We start from the raw sequence: 23,355 nt of genomic DNA on the forward strand, positions 1-23,355 counted from the left end.
GGTGGTGCAATGAGCCGCGCGCGCTATCGCGCGCCACCACCCCAACCCCTCCTCTGAAGAGGAGGGGCTTTATGGTTGAACGCCAAGTCATGCTCGCCCGCGCGGCCAAGATGCGCCGTGAACCGACGGAAGCCGAAAAACGGCTTTGGAGATATCTTTCCGGGGCGAAGCTGAGCGGTTTGAAGTTCCGCAGACAGGCGACCATCGGCGTCCGCATTGTTGATTTCTTCTGTCCATCGAAGGGCCTGATCGTAGAGATCGACGGCATGACCCATGATCGCGAAAGCGATGTCGCGATGGACGGTCGGATGATGGCCCAATATGGCTATGCGACCATCCGGGTGACAAACGATGATGTGATCAGGAATATGGACGGCGTGCTACGTCAGATAGAAATTATGGCGCATGGGCTGCAAGACCGATGGCCCCACCCCAGCCCCTCCCCTGAAGGGGAGGGGCTTTAGTGACGTCGCACCCGCTCGACCGCCCGGTCTGGTCGATGCTCACCGGCCGGCAGGCGCATCTCGCCGAGGGTGCCGCGCCAGCGTTCCGGATCGATCGCGGTTACGGTGTGTTCGGCGTCGCGGCGGACACCGGCGCCGTGGCGCAGGCGGCGCTTGTCGCGCTGATCCCCGTGGGTGGCGAGCTCTGGATCGTCGAGGGCGAGCCCTGGCCGGTCCCGCCCGGCGCGCGCGAGGTGAAGCGCGCCATCCTCGCGCAGATGGTCGCCGAGGGCTCGCCGCCCGCAGCGCGCGACGGCGAGCCCGTCATGATCGCGCTCGGCGATGCCGATGCCGCCGAAATGGCCGCGCTCGCCGATCATGCCAAGCCCGGCCCCTGGGGGCCAAAGACGCATCTCTACGGCCCCTTCTACGGCGTACGCGAGGACGGCCGCCTGCTCGCGATGGCGGGGCAGCGCATGCTGATGCCCGGCATGGCCGAGGTCAGCGGCGTTGCGACATGGGAAGATTGCCGCGGCCGCGGGCTGGCGCGCTCGCTGATCGGCCATGTCATGCGCGCCATGGCCCTGCGCGGCGAGACGCCGTTCCTGCACAGCTATGCCGACAATGCGGGCGCGATCGGGCTCTACGAGTCGCTCGGTTTCCGCGTGCGGCGGCAGGTGCATGTGCTGGTGATCGCGCGGTGAACCGCCGCGAGCATCTTGCCTTGCTCGCGATGGCGGCGGCGCTGCTGCCCGCGACCAAGCTTCGCGCCCTGGAGGACATCATGGAAGAAGCCGATCCGCAATATGGCCTGCTCGGCCAGATGCTCGCGCAGCCCGGCAAGCGCGCCGAACTGGTCGCGGCGCTGACCGAAGGCACGGGCGAAATGCCCGGCAATATCGCCTATCTGATCGGCGAGGACAGCGCGAACCCCGACGCGATCTGGATCGTCGAGCTGTGGGACAGCAAGGAATCGCATGCCGCCTCGCTGAAGCTGCCCGCGGTGCAGGCGGCGATCCAGAAGGGTCGCCCGCTTATCGCAGGATTTGGTACTCGCGCCGAGTTCAAGCCGGTGGCAAAGACCGGTGCATGACCGAGATTGAATCGCTGTCCGAAGCCGGTGCCGCCAACGAATTGATGCGGCTGGCGAAGACTATCGCCTATCACAGCAAGCGTTACCATGCCGAGGACGCGCCCGAGATTTCGGACGCCGATTATGACGCGCTCGTCCGCCGCAACAACGAACTCGAAGCCGCCTTTCCCCACCTGATCCGCGCCGACAGCCCGAACAATGTAGTCGGCGCCGCGGTCGAGGCGTCGCCGCTCGCCAAGGTCACGCACCGGCAGCGGATGATGAGCCTCGACAATGCGTTCGGCGATGACGATGTCGCCGAGTTCGCCGCGCGCGTGCGGCGTTTCCTCAACCTCGGCGAGGGCGACGCGGTCGCGCTGACCGCCGAGGACAAGATCGACGGCCTCTCCTGCTCGCTGCGCTACGAAAAGGGCAAGCTGGTCCAAGCCGCGACGCGCGGCGACGGCAGCGTCGGCGAGGATGTCACCCCGAACGTCGCGACGATCGCCGACATTCCGCAGCAGCTGAAGGGCGAGGTGCCCGACGTCTTCGAAATCCGCGGCGAAGTCTATATGGCCAAGACCGATTTCGCCGCGCTCAACGCGCGGCTGATGGACGAGGGCCGGGCGCTCGCCGCGCAGCGCGAGGCCGAGTTCGACCCCGCCACCGTTCGCCAGTTCGCCAACCCGCGCAACGCTGCCGCGGGTTCGCTGCGCCAGAAGGACGCGAGCGTCACCGCGTCGCGCCCGCTCCGCTTCCTCGCGCACGGCTGGGGCGAGGTCAGCGGCTTGCCCGCCGACACGCAGTTCGACATGATGCAGCGCATCGCGAGCTGGGGCGTGCCGGTGTCGCCGCTGCTGCAGCGCTTCGAAGATGTCGAGGGCGTGCTCGCGCATTACCGCATGATCGAGGCGACACGCGCCGAACTGCCCTATGATATCGACGGCGTCGTCTACAAGGTCGACCGGCTCGACTGGCAGGCGCGGCTGGGCTTCGTCGCCAAGGCGCCGCGCTGGGCGATCGCGCATAAATTCCCCGCCGAACGCGCGCAGACCACGCTGGAGGCCATCGACATCCAGGTCGGGCGCACCGGCAAGCTCACCCCCGTCGGGCGGCTGACCCCGGTCACCGTCGGCGGGGTCGTCGTGTCGAACGTCACGCTCCACAACCGCGACGAGATCGGCCGACTGGGGGTGCGTCCCGGCGACCGCGTCGTGATCCAGCGCGCCGGCGACGTGATCCCGCAGGTGGTCGAGAACCTCACCCGCGACGAGGACCGCGCCGCCTACGCCTTCCCCGACCATTGCCCGGTTTGCGGCAGCGAGGCGGTCGCCGAGGAGGGCGAGGTCGATGTGCGCTGCACCGGCGGCCTGATCTGCAATGCGCAGAAGTTCGAGCGCCTGCGCCACTTCGTCAGCCGCGGCGCGCTCGATATCGAGGGGCTGGGCGAAAAGAGCATCCAGGAATTCCTCGATCTCGGCTGGCTCGACAAGGGGCCCGCCGATATCTTCCGGCTCAAGGCACACCGCGAGGAGCTGCTCGCTCGCGAGGGATGGAAGGAGAAGTCGGTCGACAACCTCATTGCCGCGATCGAGGCGAAGCGGTCGCCCGACGCCGCGCGATTGCTCTTCGGGCTCGGCATCCGCCATATCGGCGCGGTCACCGCACGCGACCTCCTGAAGGGCCTCGGCGATATCGCGCGGCTTCCCGAAGCCGCGGCGGGCATCCAGGGCTGGCTCGACGCCAATCCGCAGGGCGAGGGCGAATCCGACGGCAAATATCTCGCGCGCCGGATGGACGCGATCAAGGCGATCCTCGAAGTGCGCGCCGACGGCATCGGTCCCGCGGTCGCCGAAGCGCTCGGCGATTTTTTCCGCGAACCGCATAATCGCGAATTGTGGGACGATTTGCTCTCCGAGGTCTCGCCGCCGCCCTACATCGTCGAAACGCGCGAGAGCGAAGTGTCGGGCATGACCGTCGTCTTCACCGGCAAGCTCGAGACGATGAGCCGCGACGAGGCCAAGGCGCAGGCCGAGGCGCTCGGCGCCAAGGCCGCGGGCAGCGTCAGCGCCAAGACCGACCTCGTCGTCGCGGGCCCCGGCGCAGGATCGAAGCTCAAGCAGGCGTCGGCGCTCGGCATCCGCGTGATCGACGAGGGTGAATGGGCGGCGATCGTCGCGGCGGCGGGATAAGTCACAAGCAAATCCCGTTCGCCCTGAGCTTGTCGAAGGGCTGTTCTTCCTTCTTTCAACGTTGCAAGTAAGGACGGTCCTTCGACAAGCTCAGGACAAACGGGGGAAGGGGAGCCCGGCTCGATGGCAAAGCGTGACTATCTCGACCATCTGATGCGCGATCTCGAATCGCATACCGAGGTGCGGCGGTTCGGCAGCGGCTGGCTGTCGGGTTTCTTCGCGCTGCTCTTTGCGATTGCCGGTTTCGGCATGGTGATCGCGCTGCGCTTTCCCGACTGGTTCGCGACCCCAGAACTCGAGATCGTAAAGGATTGGGGCGGCTTCCGCGGCGTCGTCCACCTCGTGCTGCTCGCGAGTTACGCGCTCGCGCTGCTCAGCCTGTTGCTGCGGCCGCGCAAGGTGCTCGGCGCGACCGCGCTGATCATCGCGCTCGCCGCCGCGCTGATCGGCGGCGCCAATGTCCAGCCCGCAGAGACGCGCGACTGGGGCATTTTTTTCGGGCTCGACTTCTTCGTCGTGAACCTGCTGATCACCGGCTTCATGTTCGCGCCGCTCGAACGCGCCTTCCCGCACCGCCGCGCGCAGCGGCTGTTCCGCACCGAATGGCGCGAGGATCTCTTCTATTATCTCGTCAGCACGATGTTCGTGCAGGTGCTGGGCTTCCTTGCGCTGGCACCGCAGCAGTTCGTCAACGACCATACGAGCAACTGGGACGCGTTCCGCGCGGCGGTCGCCTCGCTGCCGTGGATCGTCCAGTTCCTGATCGTGCTCGTCGCGTCGGACGTGGTGCAATATTTCTTCCACCGCACCTTCCACCGCTACCCCTTCCTCTGGGGTTTCCACGCGGTGCACCACAGCGCGAAATCGATGGACTGGCTCGCGGGATCGCGGATGCATTTCATCGAGATCATCCTGCTCCGCGCGATCACCTCGCTGCCGCTCTTCACGCTGGGCTTCAGCCCCTCGGTGATGCAGGCCTATATCGGCTTCGTCTATGTCTGGTCGTCGCTGCTCCACGCCAATGTCGGGGGCAATTTCAATCGCCTCGGCCACTGGATCGCGACGCCGCGCTTCCACCACTGGCACCACGGGCTCGAGCGCGAGGCGTTCGACGTCAATTTTGCGATCCATTTCCCGTGGATCGACAAAATCTTCGGCACCTTCCATTTGCCCAAGGACCGCTGGCCCGAAAATTACGGCATCCCCGAGGATGTGCCGAAGAGCTATTGGGGGCAACTCCTCTACCCCTGGACGCGGACGGGCAAGAAGACCGACGAGACGCCGGCGGAATAGAGTCGCGCAGAGGTCGTTCAGATTTGTTCATGCGGAGGCGCGGAGACGCGGAGACGCGGAGACGCGGAGAATGAAGAAAGAATGATTCGCGCAGAGGCGCCGAGGACGCAGAGAAGAGAGAAATGGGCGGCGAAGCCGCCAAACCTTTTTCTTCTCCGCGCCTCCGCGCCTCCGCGTGAACCATGAGGACGCGGCCGCTTGCCACCCGCTTTGGCAGGGCATAAAGGCCCCGCGTGGGCCTCCTCGCCGCCTTTCGCCGTCCGGGCATCCTCCTCTTGCTGCCGCTTCTGCTCGCGCTCGCCGCGCGCATCCTCGTCGCGCCGGGCTGGATGATCGAGGTCGACGGCAGCGGGTCGATCACCGTGCGCGTCTGTTCGGACCCGGCCAACCCGGGCGCGACCATGACGATCCCGATCGAAAAAGCCGCGGGCCACGACGGCGAGGTGCAGCAGCATTGCCCGTGGGGGGCGCTCGCGGTCGCGCCGATCGTCCCCGCCGAACCCGCGCTGCCCGCCGCGCCCATGGCGGTCGAGCCGCTGCCGGTCGCGATCCCCGCGCTCGGTTTTGCCCCCGGCATCGCCTCGCCGCTGCCGCCGAGTACGGGACCACCCTCCTTCGCCTGATCCAGCCTGAAACGACCGCCCGCGCCCCATGCGCGGCGCGGCCCCATGCCTGTATCCAGGGAAGATAGTCCATGAAGAATCACGCACCCCGCGCGGCGCCCTTGCTCGCGCTCGCCTTCGCCCCGTTCGCCGTTCATGCCGAAGATGCGGCCGACACGACGATCATCGTCACAGCGCCGCAGCTCACCGACGCCGCCGAGGCGCAGGTCGCCCGGACCCCCGGCGGCGCCGACGTCGTCGGCCATGAAGATTATGCCGACAAGTCGATCATGTCCCTGCGCGACACGCTCGCCTTCTCGCCCGGCGTCTATCTCCAGCCGCGCTACGGGCAGGAGGTACGCATTTCGATCCGCGGCTCGGGGCTGTCGCGCGGTTTCCATATGCGTGGGCTGACGCTGCTCCAGGACGGGGTGCCGATCAACCTCGCCGACGACAATGGCGATTTCCAGGAGCTCGAGCCGATCTTCTTCGACCATATTGAAGTCTATCGCGGCGCGAATGCACTGCGCTTCGGCTCGGGCACGCTGGGGGGCGCGGTCAATGGCGTCACGCCGACCGGGCGCACCGCCGAGGGTTTTTATCTGCGCGGCGACATCGGCAGCTTCGACAGCTATCGCGGGCTTGTATCCGCGGGCGTCGCGGGGGACCGGGTCGACGCTTGGGGCGCGATCAGCGCCGACACGTCGGACGGCGACCGCGATCATGTGAAACGGCGGAGCTTCCGCTTCCACGGCAATGTCGGACTGCAATTGAGCGAGGAGATCTCGACGCGCTTCTACGCCAGCTACAACGACATCGCGCAGGAAATCCCCGGCGCGCTGACCTACGCCCAGGCGCTGACCACGCCGCGCATGGCGAGCGCCGCCGCGGTCGCGGGCGATCAGGCGCGCGACATCGTCTCGCTGCGGCTGCAGAACCGCACGCGCTTCGACTGGGGCGCCTTTCGCTTCGACGTCGGCGGTTTCGTCAATTCGAAATCGCTCTACCACCCGATCTTCCAGGTCATCGATCAGGATTCGGTCGATATCGGCGGCTTCTTCCGCGCCGATTATGCCAGCGGCCCGGTCGAGTTCACGCTGGGCGGCGAAATCCGCCGCGGCACCACCGACGCGCGGCAATATGTCAACATCGCCGGCCGGCGCGGCGCGCTGACCTTCGACGCCGACCAGAGTGCGCGCACCTCCAGCCTCTATGGCGAAGTGCGCGTGCGGCCGGCCGAACGGCTGACCCTGATCGCGGGTGGCGTCTATGCCGACGGTTTCCGCAAGCGCCGCGTCAACCTGTCGACCTCGCAAGACGGGCGGATCGACTTCGACGCCTTCTCGCCAAAATTCGGCTTGTTGTTCGAACCGTCGGCGAATGTGCAGCTCTTCGCCAATTACAGCCGTTCGGCCGAATTCCCGGGCTTCGGTGAGGTGTTCCAAAGTATCGGCACGCCGCCGATCAGCCAGCTCGTCTCGACCATCCGTCCGCAGCGCGCCTGGACGGCCGAAGTCGGCACGCGCGGAAAGGCGGGGATCGTGCGCTGGGATCTCGCGCTCTATCGCGCGGCGCTGACGGGCGAACTGCTGCAGTTCACCACCAGCACCAGCATCCCCGCGGCGACCTTCAACGCCGGCCGCACCCTGCACCAGGGCGTCGAGGCATCCGTCGAGATCGCCCCGACCAACTGGCTGCGCTTGCGGCAGGTCTATTCCTACAGCGACTTCCGCTTCCGGAATGACGCGGAGTTCGGTGACAACCGCCTGCCGGTCGTGCCGAAGCATGTCTACCGCGGCGAACTGCGCATCGGCACCGACGCGCTGCATGTTGCGCCGAATGTCGAATGGGTGCCCGATGGGCCGTTCGCCGATTATCGGAACCAGATCCGCACCCCAGGCTATGCGCTACTCGGCGTGACCGGCGGGATGAAGGTGACCGACGGCATCGACGCCTTCGTCGATGTCCGCAATATCACCGGCAAGAAGGCGATCGGCGACATCAGCGCGGCGATTGCGGCGACGCCGGCGTCGGCGATCTACTACCCCGTCGAACGCCGCGCGGTCTCCGCCGGCATTCGCGCGCGCTTCTGAGGGGAAGGAGGATGACCGACCGCAATCGCCTTCCGCTCTATCGCACGATCTGGCGCTGGCATTTCTACGCCGGGCTGTTCGTCATCCCCTTCGTCCTGATCCTTTCGGTGACGGGCGCGGCCTATCTGTTCAAGCCGCAACTCGACCGGTGGGAGGAGCGCGGCTGGCGGGGCCTGCCGACCGCGGGAGCGGTCGACGCCGATGCGCAGGTTGCCGCCGCGCTCGGCGATTTTCCGGGCGCCAGTTTTCATTATTACCGGATTCCCGAGGCGCCCGGCGACGCCGCGGTCGTCCATCTCGGCCTCTCCAACGGCACGATGCGCGACGTCGCGGTGTCGCCGCAGGGCGAAGTGATCGGCTCGGCCGATCCCGAGGGGCGGATTTCGGCGTGGCTCGCGAAAATCCATGGCAGCCTGCTGATCGGGCGCACCGGCGAGCTGATCGTTGAGCTCGTGGCGAACTGGGCGATCGTGATGATCCTGACCGGGCTTTACCTCTGGTGGCCGCGCGGGCGCGGGATGGCGGGGGTGGCCTGGCCGCGGCTGTCGCTCGGCGGCCGCACGGCGCTACGCGACTTCCACGCGGTGACCGGCTTCTGGGTGTCGGGGCTCGCGCTTGCCCTGCTGCTTACCGCGCTGCCGTGGACCGACGTCTGGGCGAGCGGCTTCCGCGCGCTCCGCGCCGAGATGGGCTGGGTGTCGGGCACGCAGGACTGGAAGAGCGGCGGCGATCATCACGCCGCGCACGACCATGATGCGATGGCGATGGCCGGTCATGGCGACCATGCGGCGCCCCTCGTTCCGCTCGCGCGGATCGTCGCGCTCGCCAAAGCCGAGCGCATGCCCGCCCCCGCGATCGTCCAGCCGCCCGGCGCGCCCAATCTCTTCGGGCCACCCAACGGCCGGGTCTGGACGCTGACGACGCAGACGCAGAATCGCCCGCTGGTGCGCAAGGTCGGCTACGACCCCGGGACCGGCGCCGAAGTGTCGCGCAGTGGCTTTGCCGACAAGCATGGCATCGACCGCGCGGTCGGTTATGGCATCGCCTGGCACGAGGGGCAGTTGTTTGGCTGGGTCAACCAGCTGATCGGCGTCGCGACCGCGCTCGCACTGATCACGCTCGCCGTTTCGGGCTTGCTGATGTGGCGCCGCCGCAAGCCCGCGGATGCGCTCGGGGCGCCGCCACAGGTTCGCGACCCGGCGCGGCTGAAGGGCGTGGCGGCGATCCTGCTGGTCCTCGCCGCCTTGCTGCCCTTGCTCGCCGCCTCGCTGATCCTGCTGTGGGCCGTGGAAAGGCTCGTCCTGCCGCGCCTCCCGCGCGCGGCGCGCTGGCTCGGGATCGGGCGCACGGCCGCCTAGGCCGTCGTCGCCACCGCTGGCCGCGCGGGAGCTGCGGGCACCGCGCCGGGAATCGCGGCATGCATATCCTTGTTCTCGGGAAAGATCGGCCACAGCAACTGCTGGCCCAGCGTCGCGGGCGGCAGATTCTCGACGCCATAGCTCGTCGGATAGCTGCGGGTGATCTTCGCGGTGCCGAACAGCACGTCCCAGAAGAAGAGCAGGTTTCCGAAATTGCCCTTGTAATGGACCGCGCCGTCGCTGAGGTGGCGGCCGTGGTGCGCGTGGTGGGTCGCCGGGGTGCTGATCACGCGCTCGACGACCCACATCAGCGGCGACAGCGCCTTGATCCGGTAGAGCGGCCGGTCCCACGCAAAATCGCTGTGCGCGCCGATGATCACCGCCATCTTGACGACCAGATAACCGGCATAGAACCAGCCGAGCCCCAGATAGACGAGCACCCCGGCGAACCAGATGCTCGGCATCATCGCGTAATAGAGGATGTTGTTCCGGTAGACGAGCCGAACGCTCATATAGCGCGCATTATGGTGCGCGCGGTGGAGGTTGTAGAGCCAGGCGAAGCTGTGGCTCGCGCGGTGCCACCAATATTGCATCATATCTTCGCAGACGAGGAACAACGCGAGCGCGGCGAGGAAGGGGATGCCGGCGAGCGCCCCCGCATCATGCGGGAAAAGCGCATGGCCGATCGAGCCGACTGCGAGCAGGATGAGCGGCTGGGTGACGACGAGCAGCATCAGCGTGCTGACGATTTCCAATATGCCGTCGTGGCGCGTCTGCTCGTCCTTGGCGAACAGGCGGGTGAAGGCGAGTTCGAGCAGCGCGAAGGCCAGATAGATCGCCATTACGATCAGGCTCGATTGGGCAGTGGTCAGATACATGTCGCGGCGCTCCCATGGCCAGCGGCAAGTCGTTGCTTGCCGTGACCCCGTCCTTGCCACAGTGTCGCGACTCGAAATGCAAAGGACTTATCAATTCGCCATGACCGCGCGTGCGACGCTGTCGCCGCACGAACTGGGGCAGCTGACGGCGCGCGCGCGGGTGCGCGATTTCGCCGACGGCCAGTTCGTCCAGTATCAGGGCGATCCCGGCGACGAGTTTTGGGCGGTGGTCGAGGGGCATGTCGCCGTCGGGCGCTTTGCCGCCGACGGGGGCTTTACCCATTTCGGCGTGCTCGGCGCGGGCGACCTGTTCGGCGAGCTCGCCTTTTTCACCGGCGTGCCGCGCCAGGTCGATGCGCTGGCCAGCGGCCCGGCGCGGCTCATCGCGATCGACCGGCCGCTGCTGCGCCAGCTGATGGCGGCCGATGTCGGCTGGGCCGAGCTATTGCTGCGCAGCCTCTCGCGTCAGCTGGCCGCGACGCTCGACACGATCGACGCCGAACGACGGCTGTCGATCCGCGACCGCCTGCTCGCGATGCTCCGCGTCATGGCGAAGGAAAGCGCGGGCGGCGACCGGGTCGCCGCGACCCAGCAGCAGCTGGCCGACCTGCTCGGCGTTTCGCGCGTGACGCTCGGCGCGGCGCTGCGTATATTGGCCGACGCCGGGGAGGTCGAACGCGGCTATGGCCATATCCGCCTGCTGCGGCCGCCCGGCAGAAACGGTTTCATTTGAAACCTTTTCATGCTAGGCGGTTCCCATGAAAGACGGCTTTACCCACGTCCACGACACCCCGCCGCCCGGCGCCGCGGCCGATTGGACGATTTCGCAGGATTGGGACGCCTTCACCGCCGACGAACATGCGATGTGGGACCGGCTTTTCGCGCGCCAGTCGGCGATGCTGCCGGGCCGCGCGTCGGAGGCGTTTCTGCGCGGCATCGACGTGCTGCGGCTCGAAAAGCCGGGCATTCCCGATTACCGCGAGCTCAACGCGCGGCTGATGGCGGCGACGGGGTGGCAGGTCGTCGCGGTGCCGGGGCTGGTCCCCGACGAGGTGTTTTTCGACCATCTCGCGAATCGCCGCTTCCCCGCGGGCAACTTCATCCGCACCCCCGAACAGCTTGACTATCTGCAAGAGCCCGACGTCTTCCACGACGTCTTCGGCCATGTCCCGATGCTCGCCGATCCGGTGTTCGCCGACTATATGGTCGCCTATGGCGAGGGGGGCCTCCGAAGCCTGAAATTCGACGCGCTGAAGCAGCTCGCGCGACTTTACTGGTACACCGTCGAGTTCGGGCTGATCCGCGAAGCGGGCGGCCTGCGCATCTATGGGGCGGGCATCGTGTCGAGCTTTGCCGAGAGCGTCTTCGCGCTCGACTCGGACAGCCCTAACCGCATCGGTTTCGACCTCGCGCGCGTGATGCGCACCGATTACCGGATCGACGATTTTCAGCAGAATTATTTCGTCATCGACAGCCTCGATCAGCTGCTGGAAACGACGGTGAACACCGATTTCGCGCCGCTCTATGCCGCAAACGACGCGCTGCCGCCGATCGCCATTGCTGACATCTTGCCGGGCGACGCGGTGATCACCCGTGGCACGCAGGATTACGCGCTGGCGAAGAGCGGCTAGGCGCTACCAGCTGCCGAAGCTCGCGTCGGCCGGGTCCGCGCGGTGGAAGGCGCGTTCCTTGCGGCGCCAGCCGTAGCGGCGGCGCTTCACCAGCAGCAGGCACGGCCACTCGGCGCTGCCGCCGCGCGCGGCGAGGCGGAAGCCCTGCGCGCGATAGGCCGCGAGCACCGGCTCCATCTGGCGCGCGATCAGCCCCGCGAGGATCGCGCGGCCGCCGGGCGCGGTGACGCTGGCGATATCGGGGGCGAGGGTGATCAGCGGCCCCGCGAGGATGTTCGCGATGACGAGATCGTAGGGCGCGCGGTGGCGAATCGACGCATGGTCGGTCCCCGGCGCGACCGCGACCGCCAGCCGCCCGCCGCCGCGCCCCAGCGGCACGGCGTTGATCCCGGCATTGTCCTTGGTCACGAAGATGCTCGCGGGGTCGATATCCGAGGCGATCGTCCGCGCGCGGGGCCACAGCGCCATGGCGGCGAAGGCGAGCAGCCCGGTGCCGGTGCCGATATCGGCGATGTTGCGCGGGTTCGCACCCTGCCGCGCCAGCCGGTCGAGCATCGCGAGGCAGCCCGCGGTGGTGTCGTGCCCTCCGGTGCCGAAGGCTTGGCTCGCGTCGATCAGAAAGGCCGTCGCGCCCGCGGGCACGCGGTCGGCGTGGCTGCTGGTGTGGACGAAGAAGCGCCCTGCCTGCACGGGGTCCAGCCCCTGCTGCGACAGGGTGACCCAATCCTCCTCGGGCAGTTCGGCGACGACGGGCTTGGCGCCCTTCGCGCTCGGCACGAGCGACTGGAGCAGCTTCAACAGCGCCGCGCCGGGCTGGTCGTCCACATAGGCGTCGAGCTGCCACAGCCCGGCATCCTCGTCGATCTCGCGCGTCACCACGACGGGCGCCTCGGGCGCGGCGTCGAGCGCGGGAATCTCGCCTGACAGCGCCTCGGCCTCGGCGCGGGTGCAGGGGAGCGAGACGATCCAACTCATTTTGCGGCGGCTTCCTTCGCCAGCCGGTCGTCGAGGCGCTTCGCTGCCGCCGCGGCATAGGTCTTGCAGCCGCTCGCGTCGATCAGCGGGGCTTCGCCCGCGAGCCGCTCGAACAGCGCGCTTGCGCCCGGATGCGGGGTGATCAGCAGGTCACAAGGGAGCGTCGGCACCTTGGCGAAGGTCGTACGCATCATTGCGACATAGTCGGGATGATCGGTGAAGCGGTAGGCGTCGCCCGACACCGCGCTCAGGCTGTCGACATAGGCGATGGTGCGGCAATCGCCGCCGTCGCACGACCGCCAGGTCCAGCTCGTGCTGCCCGGCGTGTGTCCGGGCGTCGCGTGCAGCGTCAGGCGGAGGTCGCGGATCGGCAGCGCCTCGCCGTCCCTGAGTTCGCGTGCGACCTTGACGCCGCGGAAGGGCGGGATGGCGCCGCGCTGCGGGTCGATCGCCTCGGGCTCGCCGCTGCTCAGCGTCGCCACCGCTTCCTTTCGGGCGAGCACCGCGGCGCCGGTGGCGTCCTGCAGCGCCTTGAGGCCGCCGACATGGTCGAGATGCTCGTGGCTCGCGAGCAGGTAGCGGACATTGGCGGGGTCGAAACCGAGCGCGCGGATATTGGCGAGGATGGCGGGCGCGGCTTCTTCGGTCGCGCCGTCGATCAGCACCAGCCCGTCGGGGCTCGCGATCAGCAGCGCGGTGATACCGCAGGTGCCGACATAATAGGTGTTGCCATGGATCTTCGCGGGCGGCGCGGGGTCGCTCCAGCCGTCGCGGCCCTCGCAGGCGGCCGCTAGCGCCTTGCCGGTGGAGGCGGGTGCGGCGGTGACGGGCGCCTGCTGCGGCGCGCAGCCCGCGAGCGCCAGCGCGGCGAGAAGCGCGAGCCTAGCGGACATAGCTCGCCCCATTCACGTCGAGCACCGCGCCGGTCATCGACGCGGGCGCATCCAGCGCGCACCAGCGCGCCATCTCCGCCACTTCGTCGGGCATCGCGACGCGGCCGAGCGGGATGTCGGCGAGCAATTTTTCGCCGCCCCGGCTCGCCAGATAGTCCTCGGCCATGCCCGTCATCGTGAAGCCCGGGCAGATGGCGAAGGCGAGGATATTCTCCTTCGCATAAGCGCGGGCGATCGTCTTGGTCATCGCGACCATGCCCGCCTTCGACGCGGCATAATGCCAGTGCGCGGGGCTGTCGCCGCGATGCGCGGCGCGGCTCGCGATATTGACGATGCGGCCGGGCGAGCCGCGCTCCTGCCAGTGCAGCACCGCGCGGCGGCAGAAGAGCGCGCTCGCGGTGAGGTTGATCTGGAGCGTGCGGTCCCAGTTGGCGAGCCAGTCGGCGTCGCCGACATCGACCGGGTTCGCTTCGAACACCCCGGCGTTGTTGACGAGGACGTCGATACGGCCGTCCAAATGCGCGAGCGCGCGGTTCCAGATGCGGTCGGGGACCGCGGGATCGGCGAGGTCGCCGTCGGCGCTCGACAGCGCGACGACCTTGATGGTGTCGGAAACCAGCGCCTCGGCGATCGCCGCGCCGATGCCGCGGCTCGCGCCGCTGATCAGGATATGGGTGTGCATGGCCTCGCCTTAGAGGCCTCGGCGATGCCGCGCTAGAGCCCAACCCCGACGGAGGCCAGGGTCCGGTCGAAAGCTGTGGACGACGGGCTCAGGCGACCCGGCGGCTGAACTCGCTCGCGGCCTTTTCGAGCGACTGCAGCCGCTCGCCCATGCGCGAGAATTCTTCGCTCAGCACGCTGATCTCGCCCGCGACCATGCCCGAATCGTTGCGGATGCTGGCGATGGTCGACGACATCGAGTCGGCGGCGAGCGCGGTTTCGTCGACCGCCGCGGTGATCGAGGTGACCGTCTGCGCCTGCGCGTCCATCGCGTCGCGGATGCGCTGCGCCGAATGCTGGACCTCGACGATCGTCGCCTGGATCGACTGGTTTGCGCTGACCGATCCGCGCGTCGCCTGCTGGATCGCGGTGATCTTGCCCGCGATATCGTCGGTCGCGCGCGCGGTCTCGTTGGCGAGGCTCTTCACCTCCTGCGCGACGACCGCGAAGCCGCGGCCCGATTCGCCCGCGCGCGCGGCCTCGATGGTGGCGTTGAGCGCGAGCAGGTTGGTCTGCCCCGCGATCTCGCGGATCAGGCCCAGAATCGATTCGATCGATTCGGCGTGGTGCGATAGCGCTTCGGACATGGCGACCGCCTCACCCGCCTGTTCGGAGGCGCGCGTCGCGACGCTGGCCGAGGCTTCGACTTCGCTGCGCGCATCCTCGATCGCGCGGATGAGGCCGGCGGCGGTCGAGGCGGCTTCGCGCATCGCGATCGCCGACTGCTCGGACGCCGCGGCGACCTCGCTCGTCTTGGCGATCATGCCCTTCGCCGCCTGGTCGGCCGAGGCGGCCTGCTTGGCGAGTTCGCGGCGCACCCCGTCGGTATCCTGCACGAGCGAGGCAATGGATTGGTCGAAATCGCCCGCCAGCGCCTGACGCTCGGACGAGACGACCGCGCGGTCGAGCTTTTCGGCGTAGCGCTGCATGATGTCATATTCGAGCAGGCCGAGGCGGTTCATCGCGCTCGCCAGGCGGACCAGCCGCGCCTCGTCGCTGCGGCACGCTTCGGCGATATATTCGAAGGTCAGCCGCTGGCTTTCGGCCATGCACGACAGCACCGACGCGAGCGGCAGGTTCACGCGGCGCGCCATATGCGTGTTCTGGCACGCGATCGTCGCGACCTCCTGCCCGGCGGCGTCGCGATATTTGACCGCGCTGTGGTGCGCGCTGCCGCGGACATAGCTGTCGTAGAGGTCTCCCTCGACGCGGCGGTCGACCGAGGGCAGCGTGTTGAACACGTCCCAATAGGCGCGCGCGATCGCTTCCTCGCGCCCCGCGATGATCTGATGGATTTCGGCGCCGTCGGCGGCGAGCCGACCGTCGAGGTCATAGAAGGGAAAGCGCTCCGACATCGAAATCGGGTCGATCTGCTGCTTATGAATCGGATTTTCCTTCACCATGATCCTGCTTCCCTCACCATGTTCGTGGCGCGCGGCGCTGCCGTCCGCTGTCACCGGCGAAAATCATGACCGATCTATGTGGGGAAGGGGTAAATTCGGCGTTAACCAGCCGCGCAAATTTTGGCTTCAGCTCTCGCCGCGCACCGGATAGCCCTCGAACGCCTTGATCGTGCGCAGCGCAAAGGCGCTGTGCATCGCCGCGACCCCGGGCAGCCGCGACAGGCAGTGGCGGTGCAGCCGGTCGAAATCGGCGACGTTGCGCGCCGCGACGCGCAGCCGGTAATCCGACGCGCCCGACAAGAGCTGGCACTCCAATATTTCGTCGAAGCTCTTCACCGCCGCCTCGAACGCGGTGAGCGCCTCCTCGCTCTGCGAATGCAGGCTGATGTCGACGAAGACGTCGAGCCCCAGCCCGATCCGGTCGGGGGCGAGGCGCGCGGTATAGCCGGTGATGATCCCCCCGGCCTCGAGCGCGCGGATACGGCGGTGGCACGCCGAGGCCGACAGCCCGACCTTTTCGCCGAGCTCGGCGGCGGGGCGCGGCCCCTCGCGTTGCAGCAAGTCGAGCAGCCTTATGTCGATCCGGTCCATGATCGTGCGCGTTCCTTGAGAATGACGCAAAAATTGTGCGTCCTTCTCGGCAAAGCCCCCGCGATATGCAAGCACCTCGCGCAACAATTTTGCTATTAGCGCGTCATCACAAAGGGCGTCGGCGGACCGGGTCCGCGGCGCCCGCGGATGGAGAGCGACCATGATCATCGGCACCCCCAAGGAAATCAAGAATCACGAATATCGCGTCGGCCTCACCCCCGAGAGCGCGCGCGAACTGCACGCGCACGGCCACCGCGTGCTGGTGCAGACCGGCGCGGGCGAGGGCATCGGCGCGCACGACCGTTTCTATGAGGAAGCCGGCGCCGAGATCGTCGGAAGCGCCGAAGAGATTTTCGCGGCTTGCGAGATGGTGGTGAAGGTCAAGGAACCCCAGCCCGGCGAGCGCGCGATGCTGCGCCCCGATCAGATCCTCTACACCTATCTCCACCTCGCGCCCGATCCCGACCAGACGCGCGACTTGATGAAATCGGGCGCGGTGTGCATCGCCTATGAAACCGTCACCAGCCCGCACGGCGGACTGCCGCTCCTGAAACCCATGAGCCAGGTCGCGGGCCGCATGTCGATCCAGGCCGGCGCGACCGCGCTCGAGAAGGCACATGGCGGCCGCGGCGTGCTGCTCGGCGGCGTCCCCGGCGTCGCGCCGGGCAAGGTGTGCGTCATCGGCGGCGGCGTCGTCGGCTTCAACGCGGCGCAGATGGCCGCGGGCCTCGGCGCCGACGTCACCATCCTCGACCGCGACCCCGAAGTGCTCGAACGCGTCGGCACTTTCTTCGAGGCGCGCGCCAAGACGCGTTTCTCGAACCGCGCGAACCTCGCCGAATGCGTCGCCGAGGCCGACCTCGTCATCGGCGCGGTGCTGATCCCCGGCGCCGAGGCGCCCAAGCTCGTCACGCGCGCGATGCTCGGCACGATGCGCCCCGGTTCGGTGCTCGTCGACGTCGCGATCGACCAGGGCGGCTGCTTCGAGACCAGCCATGCGACGACGCACGCAGAGCCGACTTACGTGGTCGACGGCATCGTCCATTATGCGGTCGCCAACATGCCCGGCGCGGTCGCGCGCACCAGCACCTATGCGCTCAACAACGTCACCCTGCCGCACGCGCTGCGCATCGCCGATCTCGGCTGGAAGGAAGCGCTGAAGCGCGACGTGCATCTTGCGCAGGGACTCAACGTCTGGAATGGTAAGGTTACGTTCGAAGCCGTCGCCGAGGCGGTCGGGACGGACTATGTGCCTGTCGAGCAGGCGCTGCTGTAAAAACAAGGACTTGAGACGGACATGACCCCCCAGGACGACCTCCCCGACACCGGCACCGGCGAAGAGACCGAGAATGAAGTGCTGCGCGCCGCGCGCGAACTCCAGGCGCAGAAGGAAGCCGCCGAGGCGACCGAAGCCGCCGACAAGGGCGCCGCGGGCGGCAAGAAGATCGGCTGGAAAACCGCCGCGGCGGCCGCGGGCATCGGCATCGGCTCGGCCGCGGTGCTGGCGGCTTTGCTCTACGCGAACCGCGGGAAGATCAAGTAAAAGGCTATCCCCTCCCGCAAGCGGGAGGGGCAGCGAGACTTGGGCGCTTGCGCCCTAGTCGTAGCGGGGTGGGTTATTCAGACGTGGCTGCCCACCTCCAACTCCTCCCACCTGCGGGAGGGGAGCCCAGCGGCAGTTTCCACGTGATCTGTCCCACCCCCCAAAATTGCACCCCAAGCGCCCTAAGCATTTGCATATCCCGCGCGGAAGGCTTAACCGGCCCCATCGACCGATTAGAGTCAGAAAAGCGGGGCTGATATGGCTGGCAAGGAAACGAGCGGGCGACCGCGCTCGCCGCATTTACAGGTGTATAAATGGGGACCGGCGATGACGGTCTCGATCCTCCACCGCATCAGCGGCGACGGTCTCGCGATCGTCGGCGCCAGCATGTTCCTCTGGTGGCTCTATGCCATCGCCGCGGGACCCGAGGCCTATGCGGCCTTCGTGGCGATCGTGTGGAAGGACCCCAGCCCCGAGATCACGCTCTTTCACCAGGTGACCAACATCCTGGGCAAGGTCGTGCTCGTCGGGCTGACCTGGGCCTTCTTCCAGCATCTCTTCTCGGGCCTGCGCCACTTCGTGCTCGACGCCGGCGCGGGGTACGAGCTCAAGACCAACAAACTCTGGTCGGCGGTCGTGATCGCCGCCGGGCTGTTTGCCACCGCCGCGACCTGGCTCTTCATCCTGTGGGGGAACCTCAATGGGTAACGGCACGCACCTCGGCAAGGTCCGCGGGCTCGGCTCGGCGCAGCATGGTTCGCACCACTGGCTGCAGCAGCGGCTCTCGGCGCTCGGCAACCTGCTGCTCGTCGGTTTCCTCGTTGCCTCGCTGCTCCGCCTGCCGCTCGGCGACCATGGCGCGGTGTCGCGCTGGGCCGCCGACCCGCTGGTCGCCTTCGCGCTGATCATGCTCGTGGTCAGCGTCTTCTGGCACCTGCGCCTCGGGCTGCAGGTGCTGATCGAGGACTATGTCCATGGCGACGCGACGCGGCTGCTCGCGCTCGTCGCGTTGAATTTCTACGCGATCGGCGGCGCGGCCTTCGGGATCTTCACCATCGCCCGCATCGCATTGGCGCCCGTGGTGCCCGGCCCGGGGGGGATGTGAGATGACCGACGCGTACAAGATCATCGACCATGTCTATGACACCGTCGTCGTCGGCGCCGGCGGATCGGGCCTGCGCGCCACGATGGGCAGCGCCGAGGCGGGGCTCAAGACCGCGTGCATCACCAAGGTGTTCCCGACGCGCAGCCACACCGTCGCCGCGCAGGGCGGCATCGCCGCGTCGCTGGGCAACAATTCGCCCGACCATTGGCAGTGGCACATGTACGACACCGTCAAGGGCTCCGACTGGCTCGGCGACCAGGACGCGATCGAATATATGGTGCGCGAGGCGCCCGCCGCGGTCTACGAGCTCGAGCACGCTGGCGTGCCCTTTTCGCGCAACCAGGACGGCACCATCTACCAGCGCCCCTTCGGCGGCCATATGCAGAATATGGGCGAAGGCCCGCCGGTGCAGCGCACCTGCGCCGCGGCCGACCGCACCGGCCACGCGATGCTCCACGCGCTCTACCAGCAGTCGCTGAAATATGACGCGGACTTCTTCATCGAATATTTCGCGCTCGACCTGATCATGGAAAACGGTGCGTGCCGCGGCGTGATCGCGCTCTGCATGGAGGATGGCAGCATCCACCGCTTCCGCAGCCAAGCCGTCGTGCTCGCGACCGGCGGCTACGGCCGCGCCTATTTCACCGCGACCTCGGCGCATACCTGCACCGGCGACGGCGGCGGCATGGTCCTGCGCGCGGGCCTGCCGCTGCAGGACATGGAATTTGTCCAGTTCCACCCGACTGGCATCTATGGCGCGGGCGTGCTGATCACCGAGGGCGCACGCGGCGAGGGCGGTTATCTCACCAATTCCGAAGGCGAGCGGTTCATGGAACGCTACGCCCCGTCGGCGAAGGATCTCGCGTCGCGCGACGTCGTGTCGCGCTCGATGGCGCTCGAAATCCGCGAAGGCCGCGGCGTCGGCCCGCACAAGGACCATATCTACCTGCACCTCGACCATATCGATCCCGCGGTGCTGCACGAACGCCTGCCCGGCATCACCGAGAGCGGCAAGGTGTTCGCGGGCGTCGACCTGACGCGGCAGCCGCTGCCGGTCGTGCCGACGGTCCATTATAATATGGGCGGCATCCCCTGTAACTATCATGGCGAGGTCGTGACGCTGAAGGACGGCAACCCCGACACCGTCGTCCCCGGCCTGTTCGCGGTCGGCGAGGCCGCGTGCGTCTCGGTCCATGGCGCGAACCGCCTGGGCTCGAACAGCCTGATCGACCTCGTGGTCTTCGGCCGCGCGACCGGGCATCGCCTGCGCGACATCGTCAAGCCCGGCGCCGCGCAGGCTGCATTGCCCAAGGACAGCGCTGATCTGGCGCTCGGCCGCCTCGACCATTTCCGCAATGCCAAGGGCGGCTCGCCGACCGCGGTGATCCGCGACGAGATGCAGCGCGCCATGTCGCAGCATGCGGCGGTGTTCCGCACCGACGAGCTGATGGCCGAGGGCAAGGAAAAGCTGACCAAGACCTATCAGCGGATGAACGACATCGGCGTCACCGACCGCAGCCTGATCTGGAACACCGACCTCGTCGAAACGCTCGAGCTCGACAATCTGATCAGCCAGGCGACGGTGACGATGCATTCGGCCTTCAACCGCAAGGAAAGCCGCGGCGCCCACGCGCACGAGGATTTCCCCAACCGCGACGACAAGACCTGGATGAAGCACACGATCAGCTGGTTCGACGGCTGGGGCGGCAAGGGCGGCGGCGTCCGCCTCGATTACCGCCCGGTCCACGAATATACGCTGTCGGACGACGCCGAATATATCAAGCCGAAGGCGCGCGTTTATTGATCGATGGGGCGGTTCTCTTCCGTCCCATCGCCTTCCCCGAAGGCCCAAAACTTCCGGTTTCGCATGCGGGCGATTGCTTTCGTCTGTGAAATAACGTTATATCATTGCATAAGCAGGGAGTCGTGATGCGTTATTCGATAGCGATATTGCGCATGGTGGTGGCGCTGGCCGCGCTATTTGCGCTGGCGGTCGCGCCGGCGCGCGCGGACAGTTGGATGTCACCCCAAATCGCGACCTATGTTTCGGCCAGCGGCCAGTACCGGCTGACCGTCGTCCCGCGTGAGATCGGCAGCCAGCTTGCCTATTTCGAGGCGAAGGTGCGCGGCGAGACGTTGCCCGAGCCCGAAGGGCCGCTCGGCCGTTTCGAACGGCTCGAGGGCGGGCAGTGGGTGTCGGTGTGGAGCCGCGCGCTCCTCAACGAGGTCGCCCCGGTCGATGCCCTGGTCAGCGACGACGGTCAGCGCGTGGTCACCTTCGACAATTGGCATAGCGTCGGGCACGGCGACCATGTCGTCGTGCTCTACGGCGCCGATGGCGGGCTCATTCGCTCGTTGCGGCTCGACCAGATCGTGCCCGCCTATTTCATCGATGGGCTGCCGGCATCGACGAGCAGCATTCACTGGCGCAATGGCGAACCGCGCTTCGCCGGCGGCATGCTTGAGCTGGCGGTGTCGGAAGCGGGGCGTGAGGGCAGCTTCCCGGTCCGCATCGCGCTTGCCGATGCGGCGGTCGAACCCATCGCGCCGGACCGGTTGGCGGCGCTGGCCCCGAAAATGTGCGCCACGCATATCGAGCGAGTTGCCGCGTTCAACGGCTATATCGCCTATGCGCGGGGCGATCTCGCTTATCCGACATCGCCCGACAAGGACGTGTGGCGTCGCTACCTGCATCATGCCACCGAGCGATTGAAACCGCGCGGCGAGCCGAAGGACGCCGACGCCCGCGCCGCCGATCCCTATGCCCGCCTGTTCGGCGAAACGACCTTCGAACTGCTCGACAAAGACGCCTATATGGCAGACGACTTTCGCGACGACTTCCGGCAAGCGCTGGCAGCGCCGCTGCCCGACCTGCGGCGGCGCTGGTTCGCCGCGCGCGACCAGGACATGCTCGTCGCGGAGGTCGAGCGCGCCGCGAAAAAGATCAAGCCCGGCCAGTTGGTCGGCGTCGACATGCGCTTTCTTGCCGATGCCGCGCACTGGCCGCGCATCAGCGGCGCGCTGGCTGCAAGCGGAGCCACGCTGACGCAGGTCGATATCGGGGTTCCGATCCCGCCGCACCCCGACGATCTTTCAAAGCTGCCGTCGGAACGGACGGTCGATCCGGCGTGCGCGCCGGTCGATCGCTAAGCGGGCCTATTCGAACCAGCCGTGCATGAAATTCAGGTCGGAAAATGGCTCGTCGACATTCTGCCCGAGGATCCACAATTTCTGGCACGCGATGGTGAAAAAGATCAGCGCAATCGTCCACACGATGATCGTCTTGATGACCTGCCAGCGCTTCGCCTCATAGGCTGCGCGGGCGCGCGCCTTGTAGTCGATGCCCAGGTCGCCTTCGAATTCGGCCACCAACTGCGCGCGGCGGGTACGCGAAATATTCGCGATGCTCGCGCTCTGGTCGTCACTCGTCGGTCGGCGAGTCGCCATCGTCCCTACCCTGCGCAAAACGCTAATGTCAGGCCTTCCACAATAGGGACCAGCCCCTGACAAAGCGTTAACCCGCGCAAGCCCGCTGCACTCGGTTCGTCGCAAAGCGCCGCCGTGTCAGATGGTGATCACCAGCTTGCCGACCGCGCTGCGGTCGCCCAGCTTGGCGATCGCCTTGCCGCCGTCGGCGAGCGCGAAGCTCTCGGTGACGCGCGGGCCGATCTTGCCCTGCTCCCACAGCTGGAAGAGCCGCGCGATATTGGCGCGGTTGCGCTTCGGCTCGCGCGCGACGAAGGCGCCCCAGAAGACCCCCGCGACGTCGCAGCTCTTGAGCAGGGTGAGGTTCAGCGGCAGGCGCGGGATGCCCGCGGGGAAACCGACGACGAGATAACGGCCCTCCCACGCGATCGAGCGCAGCGCGGGTTCGGCATAATCGCCGCCGACCGCGTCGTAGATGACATTCGCGCCACCCGGGCCGACGGCCTCCTTGAACTTGTTGGCGAGTTCCTTCGACTGGTCCTTGTCGAACGGCTGGCGGCCATAGACGACGACTTCGTCGGCACCGGCCTCGCGCGCGATCCCGGCCTTCTCCTCGCTCGACACGCCGGCGACGACGCGCGCGCCGAACGCCTTGCCCAGCTCGACCGCGGCTATGCCGACCCCGCCCGAGGCGCCGAGGACGAGCAGGGTGTCGCCCTCCTTGATGTGGCCGCGATCGACCAGCGCGTGGATGCTGGTGCCATAGGTCATCAGCAGCGAGGCGCCCGCCGCGAAATCATGGGCTTGGGGCAGATGATAGACATTGTGCACCGACACCGCGATCGCTTCCGACATGCCGCCGTTGCCGCAGCCCGCGATTACGCGGTCGCCGACCTTGAAGTCGGTCACGCCCTCGCCGACCTCTGAAACCAGCCCCGCGACCTCGCCGCCCGGCGCGAAGGGGCGTTCGGGCTTGAACTGATATTTATCCTCGATGATCAGCACGTCGGGAAAATTGACCGCGCAGGCCTTCACGTCGATCACGATCTGCCCGACCCCCGCGGTGGGGCGCGGCAATTCGCCCAGCGTCAGCGTTTCGGGGCCGCCGGTGGCGGTCGACAAGAGAGCCTTCATCAT

The 23,355-nt window shown here is 67.5% G+C and carries 24 protein-coding genes; 16 read left to right on the top strand and 8 right to left on the bottom strand.

All coding sequences use genetic code 11. The features are described from left to right. Positions 1-71: 71 nt before the first annotated feature. The 8 genes from ATE62_RS03145 to ATE62_RS03180 all read left to right on the top strand — a co-directional run bounded on the left by ATE62_RS03145 (position 72) and on the right by ATE62_RS03180 (position 9,053). Positions 72-464, top strand: coding sequence for an endonuclease domain-containing protein (locus ATE62_RS03145; RefSeq protein ID WP_082662569.1), 393 nt, complete (start codon positions 72-74; stop codon positions 462-464). Then, the gene (locus ATE62_RS03150; protein ID WP_231736052.1) at positions 464-1,147 is read left to right on the top strand and encodes a GNAT family N-acetyltransferase; all 684 of its coding nucleotides are present in this window, start codon (positions 464-466) and stop codon (positions 1,145-1,147) included. The genes ATE62_RS03145 and ATE62_RS03150 overlap by 1 nt, the downstream gene beginning before the upstream one ends. Next, entirely contained in the window at positions 1,144-1,536 is a 393-nt protein-coding gene (locus ATE62_RS03155; protein ID WP_231736054.1) for a putative quinol monooxygenase, read from the top strand. Before ATE62_RS03150 ends, ATE62_RS03155 begins: the two co-directional genes overlap by 4 nt. Then, entirely contained in the window at positions 1,533-3,707 is a 2,175-nt protein-coding gene (ligA, locus tag ATE62_RS03160) for an NAD-dependent DNA ligase LigA (RefSeq protein ID WP_058806446.1), read from the top strand. The genes ATE62_RS03155 and ligA overlap by 4 nt, the downstream gene beginning before the upstream one ends. A gap of 123 nt (positions 3,708-3,830) precedes the next feature. Next, complete coding sequence (locus ATE62_RS03165) at positions 3,831-5,000, top strand: sterol desaturase family protein (protein ID WP_058806447.1); 1,170 nt, start codon at positions 3,831-3,833, stop codon at positions 4,998-5,000. A gap of 233 nt (positions 5,001-5,233) precedes the next feature. Next, positions 5,234-5,623 (top strand): hypothetical protein, encoded by a 390-nt coding sequence (locus tag ATE62_RS03170; protein WP_058806448.1) that lies wholly within the window; start codon positions 5,234-5,236, stop codon positions 5,621-5,623. Positions 5,624-5,694: 71 nt separating this feature from the next. Then, entirely contained in the window at positions 5,695-7,695 is a 2,001-nt protein-coding gene (locus tag ATE62_RS03175; RefSeq protein ID WP_058806449.1) for a TonB-dependent receptor family protein, read from the top strand. A gap of 11 nt (positions 7,696-7,706) precedes the next feature. After that, entirely contained in the window at positions 7,707-9,053 is a 1,347-nt protein-coding gene (locus ATE62_RS03180; protein ID WP_058806450.1) for a PepSY-associated TM helix domain-containing protein, read from the top strand. Here ATE62_RS03180 and ATE62_RS03185 read toward each other — a convergent pair. Further along, positions 9,050-9,931: a sterol desaturase family protein gene (locus ATE62_RS03185; protein WP_058806451.1), complete on the bottom strand. Its 882-nt coding sequence runs from the start codon at positions 9,929-9,931 to the stop codon at positions 9,050-9,052. The genes ATE62_RS03180 and ATE62_RS03185 overlap by 4 nt on opposite strands. A gap of 100 nt (positions 9,932-10,031) precedes the next feature. Between ATE62_RS03185 and ATE62_RS03190 the strand changes: the two genes are divergently transcribed. Together ATE62_RS03190 and phhA are read left to right on the top strand one after the other, a co-directional pair. Beyond that, positions 10,032-10,664 carry a Crp/Fnr family transcriptional regulator gene (locus ATE62_RS03190; RefSeq protein WP_058806452.1) on the top strand — a complete coding sequence of 211 codons (633 nt, stop codon included), beginning with the start codon at positions 10,032-10,034 and terminating at the stop codon, positions 10,662-10,664. 25 nt (positions 10,665-10,689) lie between these two features. Then, complete coding sequence (gene phhA, locus ATE62_RS03195; RefSeq protein WP_058806453.1) at positions 10,690-11,562, top strand: phenylalanine 4-monooxygenase; 873 nt, start codon at positions 10,690-10,692, stop codon at positions 11,560-11,562. 3 nt (positions 11,563-11,565) lie between these two features. Here the strand turns inward: phhA and ATE62_RS03200 are convergent, their stop codons facing one another. The 5 genes from ATE62_RS03200 to ATE62_RS03220 all read right to left on the bottom strand — a co-directional run bounded on the left by ATE62_RS03200 (position 11,566) and on the right by ATE62_RS03220 (position 16,144). Continuing rightward, on the bottom strand, positions 11,566-12,537 hold the full coding sequence (locus ATE62_RS03200; protein WP_058806454.1) for a 50S ribosomal protein L11 methyltransferase: 972 nt from the start codon (positions 12,535-12,537) through the stop codon (positions 11,566-11,568). After that, positions 12,534-13,430, bottom strand: coding sequence for a subclass B3 metallo-beta-lactamase (bla, locus tag ATE62_RS03205; protein ID WP_058806455.1), 897 nt, complete (start codon positions 13,428-13,430; stop codon positions 12,534-12,536). Before bla ends, ATE62_RS03200 begins: the two co-directional genes overlap by 4 nt. Next, positions 13,420-14,112, bottom strand: a complete 693-nt coding sequence (locus ATE62_RS03210) for an SDR family NAD(P)-dependent oxidoreductase (RefSeq protein WP_058806456.1) — start codon at positions 14,110-14,112, stop codon at positions 13,420-13,422. The genes bla and ATE62_RS03210 overlap by 11 nt, the downstream gene beginning before the upstream one ends. Positions 14,113-14,200: 88 nt before the next feature. After that, positions 14,201-15,553, bottom strand: a complete 1,353-nt coding sequence (locus tag ATE62_RS03215; RefSeq protein WP_058806457.1) for a methyl-accepting chemotaxis protein — start codon at positions 15,551-15,553, stop codon at positions 14,201-14,203. Between the two features lie 126 nt (positions 15,554-15,679). Then, positions 15,680-16,144: an Lrp/AsnC family transcriptional regulator gene (locus ATE62_RS03220; RefSeq protein ID WP_058806458.1), complete on the bottom strand. Its 465-nt coding sequence runs from the start codon at positions 16,142-16,144 to the stop codon at positions 15,680-15,682. Between the two features lie 160 nt (positions 16,145-16,304). Between ATE62_RS03220 and ald the strand changes: the two genes are divergently transcribed. The 6 genes from ald to ATE62_RS03250 all read left to right on the top strand — a co-directional run bounded on the left by ald (position 16,305) and on the right by ATE62_RS03250 (position 21,942). Continuing rightward, positions 16,305-17,420: an alanine dehydrogenase gene (gene ald, locus ATE62_RS03225; protein ID WP_058806459.1), complete on the top strand. Its 1,116-nt coding sequence runs from the start codon at positions 16,305-16,307 to the stop codon at positions 17,418-17,420. Between the two features lie 21 nt (positions 17,421-17,441). After that, positions 17,442-17,687 (top strand): hypothetical protein, encoded by a 246-nt coding sequence (locus ATE62_RS03230; RefSeq protein WP_058806460.1) that lies wholly within the window; start codon positions 17,442-17,444, stop codon positions 17,685-17,687. A gap of 258 nt (positions 17,688-17,945) precedes the next feature. Beyond that, positions 17,946-18,395: a succinate dehydrogenase, cytochrome b556 subunit gene (gene sdhC, locus ATE62_RS03235; protein ID WP_058806461.1), complete on the top strand. Its 450-nt coding sequence runs from the start codon at positions 17,946-17,948 to the stop codon at positions 18,393-18,395. Next, the gene (gene sdhD, locus ATE62_RS03240; protein WP_058806462.1) at positions 18,388-18,792 is read left to right on the top strand and encodes a succinate dehydrogenase, hydrophobic membrane anchor protein; all 405 of its coding nucleotides are present in this window, start codon (positions 18,388-18,390) and stop codon (positions 18,790-18,792) included. Before sdhC ends, sdhD begins: the two co-directional genes overlap by 8 nt. Before the next feature lies 1 nt (position 18,793). Continuing rightward, complete coding sequence (gene sdhA, locus ATE62_RS03245; protein ID WP_058806463.1) at positions 18,794-20,596, top strand: succinate dehydrogenase flavoprotein subunit; 1,803 nt, start codon at positions 18,794-18,796, stop codon at positions 20,594-20,596. A gap of 125 nt (positions 20,597-20,721) precedes the next feature. After that, complete coding sequence (locus ATE62_RS03250; protein WP_058818422.1) at positions 20,722-21,942, top strand: hypothetical protein; 1,221 nt, start codon at positions 20,722-20,724, stop codon at positions 21,940-21,942. A gap of 6 nt (positions 21,943-21,948) precedes the next feature. On the opposite strand, the gene ATE62_RS03255 is transcribed toward ATE62_RS03250, so the two are convergent. After that, the gene (locus ATE62_RS03255) at positions 21,949-22,239 is read right to left on the bottom strand and encodes a hypothetical protein (protein ID WP_058806465.1); all 291 of its coding nucleotides are present in this window, start codon (positions 22,237-22,239) and stop codon (positions 21,949-21,951) included. A 117-nt stretch (positions 22,240-22,356) separates the two neighbouring features. Next, the gene (locus tag ATE62_RS03260; RefSeq protein WP_058806555.1) at positions 22,357-23,352 is read right to left on the bottom strand and encodes an NADPH:quinone oxidoreductase family protein; all 996 of its coding nucleotides are present in this window, start codon (positions 23,350-23,352) and stop codon (positions 22,357-22,359) included. Between the last annotated feature and the right edge of the window lie 3 nt (positions 23,353-23,355).

The organism is Sphingopyxis sp. HIX (assembly GCF_001468285.1).
Lineage (GTDB): Bacteria > Pseudomonadota > Alphaproteobacteria > Sphingomonadales > Sphingomonadaceae > Sphingopyxis.